This is a genomic window from Micromonospora sp. NBS 11-29 (genome assembly GCF_002140155.1).
In the GTDB taxonomy this organism is placed as follows: domain Bacteria; phylum Actinomycetota; class Actinomycetes; order Mycobacteriales; family Micromonosporaceae; genus Micromonospora.
In genome coordinates this window covers 1,323-4,681 of the sequence record NZ_NAPR01000014.1, presented here as the reverse complement: position 1 = coordinate 4,681, position 3,359 = coordinate 1,323, and the positions used below count along the sequence as shown (strand labels likewise).

2 protein-coding genes and 1 pseudogene are annotated in these 3,359 nt (G+C 75.4%); all 3 read left to right on the top strand.

Features of this window, described 5'->3' with window-relative positions; all coding sequences use genetic code 11:
- Positions 1–2,281, top strand: a 2,281-nt coding sequence (locus B1205_RS31930; RefSeq protein WP_254910084.1) for an SDR family NAD(P)-dependent oxidoreductase, incomplete at its 5' end; no start/stop codon positions are given.
- Positions 2,282–2,326: 45 nt separating this feature from the next.
- Positions 2,327–3,118: pseudogene (locus B1205_RS31925) on the top strand (beta-ketoacyl synthase N-terminal-like domain-containing protein); the annotation flags it as partial.
- Positions 3,094–3,359: hypothetical protein (locus B1205_RS33465; RefSeq protein WP_441338529.1), on the top strand; the 266-nt coding region annotated here is incomplete at its 3' end. The pseudogene B1205_RS31925 and the gene B1205_RS33465, both read left to right, overlap by 25 nt.

Sequence of the window (3,359 nt, the reverse complement as noted above, 5' to 3'; positions counted from 1 at the left end):
CCTCGCCGAGACCGACACCGTCGACCTGCCCACCTACGCCTTCGACCACCAGCGGCTCTGGCTCGACGGCAGCGGCGGCCCCGACCGCGCCGACCAGCCGGCGGACGGCGCCACCGGCCCCGACGACAGCGGCTTCTGGGCCGCCGTGGAACGCGACGACCTGCCCGCCCTCGCCGAGGTCGTCGCCGACGGGGACACCCCCGCCGGTTCGGCCCTCGACGCGCTGGCCCCCGCGCTGCCGCTGCTGCACCGCTGGCGGCGGCAACGCCGCCGCCAATCCGACATCGACAGCTGGCGCTACCAGGACACCTGGAAGCCGCTCACCGGCATCACCAACCGTCAGATGGCCGGCACCTGGGTGGTGGTGCTGCCCACCGGCGAGATCGTCGAGCCCTGGCAGGAGGCGTGCGTCGAGGCGATCACCGCCGCCGGCGCCACCGTCGTACCGGTGCCGGTCAGCACCACCGACGCCGACCGCGACCTGCTCGGCAAGCTGCTGCGCGAGGCGCTCGCCCCCGCCGCCGGCGACGAGCCGGCCGAGGTCGCCGGCGTGGTGTCGCTGCTCGCCTTCGACGAGCTGGTCCACCCGATGCACCCGTCCGTGCCCGGCGGCTTCGCCGCCACCGTCGCGCTGGTCCAGGCGCTCGGCGACATCGGCCTCGCCGCCCGGATGTGGGCGGTCACGTCCGGCGCCGTCTCGGTCGGCCGCGCCGAACTGCTCCGCTCACCCGGGCAGGCGATGGTCTGGGGCTTCGGCCGGGTCGCCGCGCTGGAACACCCGCAGCGGTGGGGCGGACTCGTCGACCTGCCGGAGGCGGTCGACGAGCGCAGCGCCGGCCTGCTCGTCGCGGCCCTCACCGCCGCCGGCGAGGAGGACCAGATCGCGGTACGCCCCGGCGGCCTGCTCGGCCGGCGACTCACCCGCGTCCCGCTCGGCGACAGCCGGCCCGCGCACCCGTGGCAGCCCGCCGGCACCGCCCTGGTCACCGGCGGCACCGGCGCGCTCGGCGGCCACGCCGCCCGCTGGCTGGCCCGCAGCGGGGTGGAGAACATCATCGTGGTCAGCCGGCGCGGCCCGGACACCCCCGGCGCCGACCGGCTCGTCGAGGAACTGACCGCGCTGGGCGCCACCGCCAGCGTGGTCGCCTGCGACGCCGCCGACCGCGACGCCCTGGCCGAGCTGATCGACGGCATCCCCGCCGAACAGCCGCTGCGGGTGGTGGTGCACGCCAGCGCGGTGCTCGACGACGCCCTGATCAACGAGATGCGCATCGACCAGATCGAGCGGGTCCTCGCCGCCAAGGTCGACGTCGCGTACCACCTGCACGAGCTGACCCTCGACCTCGACCTCGCCGCGTTCGTCATGTTCTCCTCGTTCGCCGGTTCGGTCGGCAGCTCCGGCGTCGGCAACTACGCGCCGAGCAACGCGTTCCTCGACGCGCTCGCCCAGCACCGGCGCGGCCTCGGCCTGCCCGGCACCTCCATCGCCTGGGGCGCCTGGGCCGGCGGCGGCATGGCCGACGGGCCGTTCGGCGAGCTGCTGCACCGCCACGGCGTACCCGAGATGCCGCCGGAGGCCGCGATCGCCGCGCTGCACCAGGCCGTCGACCACGGCGAGGCGTTCCTCACCGTCGCCGACATCGCCTGGGAACGGTTCTCCGTCGCGTTCACCGCCACCCGACCCGGACCGCTGATCAGCGACCTGCCCGACGTACGCCGGCTGCGGGCGGCGGAACGGACCAGCGGCGGCGAGGCGCCCGACGGCCCCGAGTCGCTGCGTGACCGGCTCGCCGGGCTGCCCGCCGCCGACCGGATGGCCGTGCTGCTCGCCCTGGTCCGGGGGCAGGTCGCGGCCGTGCTCAACTACCCGTCCGGGGAGTCGGTGGACGAACACCGGGCGTTCCGCGAGCTGGGGTTCGACTCGGTCACCGCGGTCGAGCTGCGCAACCGGCTCGGCCTGGCCACCGGGGTGGCGCTGCCGGTCACCCTGGTCTTCGACTACCCGACGCCGACCACGCTGGCCGAGTACATCTACGCCGAGGTGGCCCAGGACGACGTGGTCACCCCGACCGCGCTCCTCGACGACCTCGACCGGATCGCCGACGGGCTCGACGTGGTGGCCCGGGACGAGGCCGCCCGGGTCCGGGCGACCGTCCGCCTCCAGGCCATGCTCACCCGGCTGGGGCAGGGCGGTGGCGGCGACGACATCGGCCGGCACCTCGGCGAGGCCACCGACGACGAACTGTTCGCCATGGTCGACCGCGACCTCGGTCTGTCCTGACCGCACCGGCTCACTCCCCGTCCCCTGCGAGGAAGCGGCACCCCGATGGCCAATGAAGACAAGCTCCGCGACTACCTCAAGCGGGTCATGGCGGACCTGCACGACACCCGCCGCCGGCTCAGCGAGGCCCAGTCCCAGGAACTGGAGCCGGTGGCGATCGTCGCGATGAGCTGCCGGCTGCCCGGCGGCGTACGCGACCCGCAGGGCCTGTGGGAGCTGCTGCGCGACGGCCGGGACGCGGTCGCCCCGTTCCCCGAGGACAGGGGCTGGGACACCGAGCGGCTCTACCACCCCGACCCCGACCACCCCGGCACCTCGTACGCCCGCGAGGGCGGCTTCGTCGACGGCGCCGGTGACTTCGACGCGGCGTTCTTCGGCATCAGCCCCCGCGAGGCGCTCACCATGGACCCGCAGCAGCGGCTGCTGCTGGAGACCGCTTGGGAGGCCGTGGAGTCCGCCGGCATCGACCCGGCCACGCTGCGCGGCAGCCGCACCGGGGTGTTCGTCGGCACCAACGGGCAGGACTACGGCACGCTGCTGATGATGTCGCCGGACGGCGACGAGGGGCACTCGATGACCGGCGGGGCGGCGGCCGTCGCCTCCGGCCGGGTGTCGTACACGCTCGGCCTGGAGGGGCCGGCGGTTTCCATCGACACCGCCTGCTCCTCCTCGCTGGTCGCGTTGCACCTGGCCGCGCAGGCGCTGCGGGCGGGGGAGTGCGAGCTGGCGCTGGCCGGCGGCGTCACCATCATGGCCACCCCCGGCCTCTACGTCGGGTCGAGCCGGCAGCGTGCGCTGTCCCCGGACGGGCGGTGCCGCTCCTTCGCCGCCTCCGCCGACGGCGCCGGGTTCTCCGAGGGCGTCGGCTGGCTGCTGGTGGAGAAGCTCTCCGACGCCCGGCGCAACGGACACCCGGTCCTCGCGNNNGCGGCAGCGCGGTCAACCAGGACGGCGCGTCGAACGGGCTCACCGCCCCGAACGGACCCGCCCAGCAGCGCGTGATCAGCCAGGCGTTGACCGCGGCGCGGCTCGCCACCGCCGACGTCGACGTCATCGAGGCGCACGGCACCGGCACCAA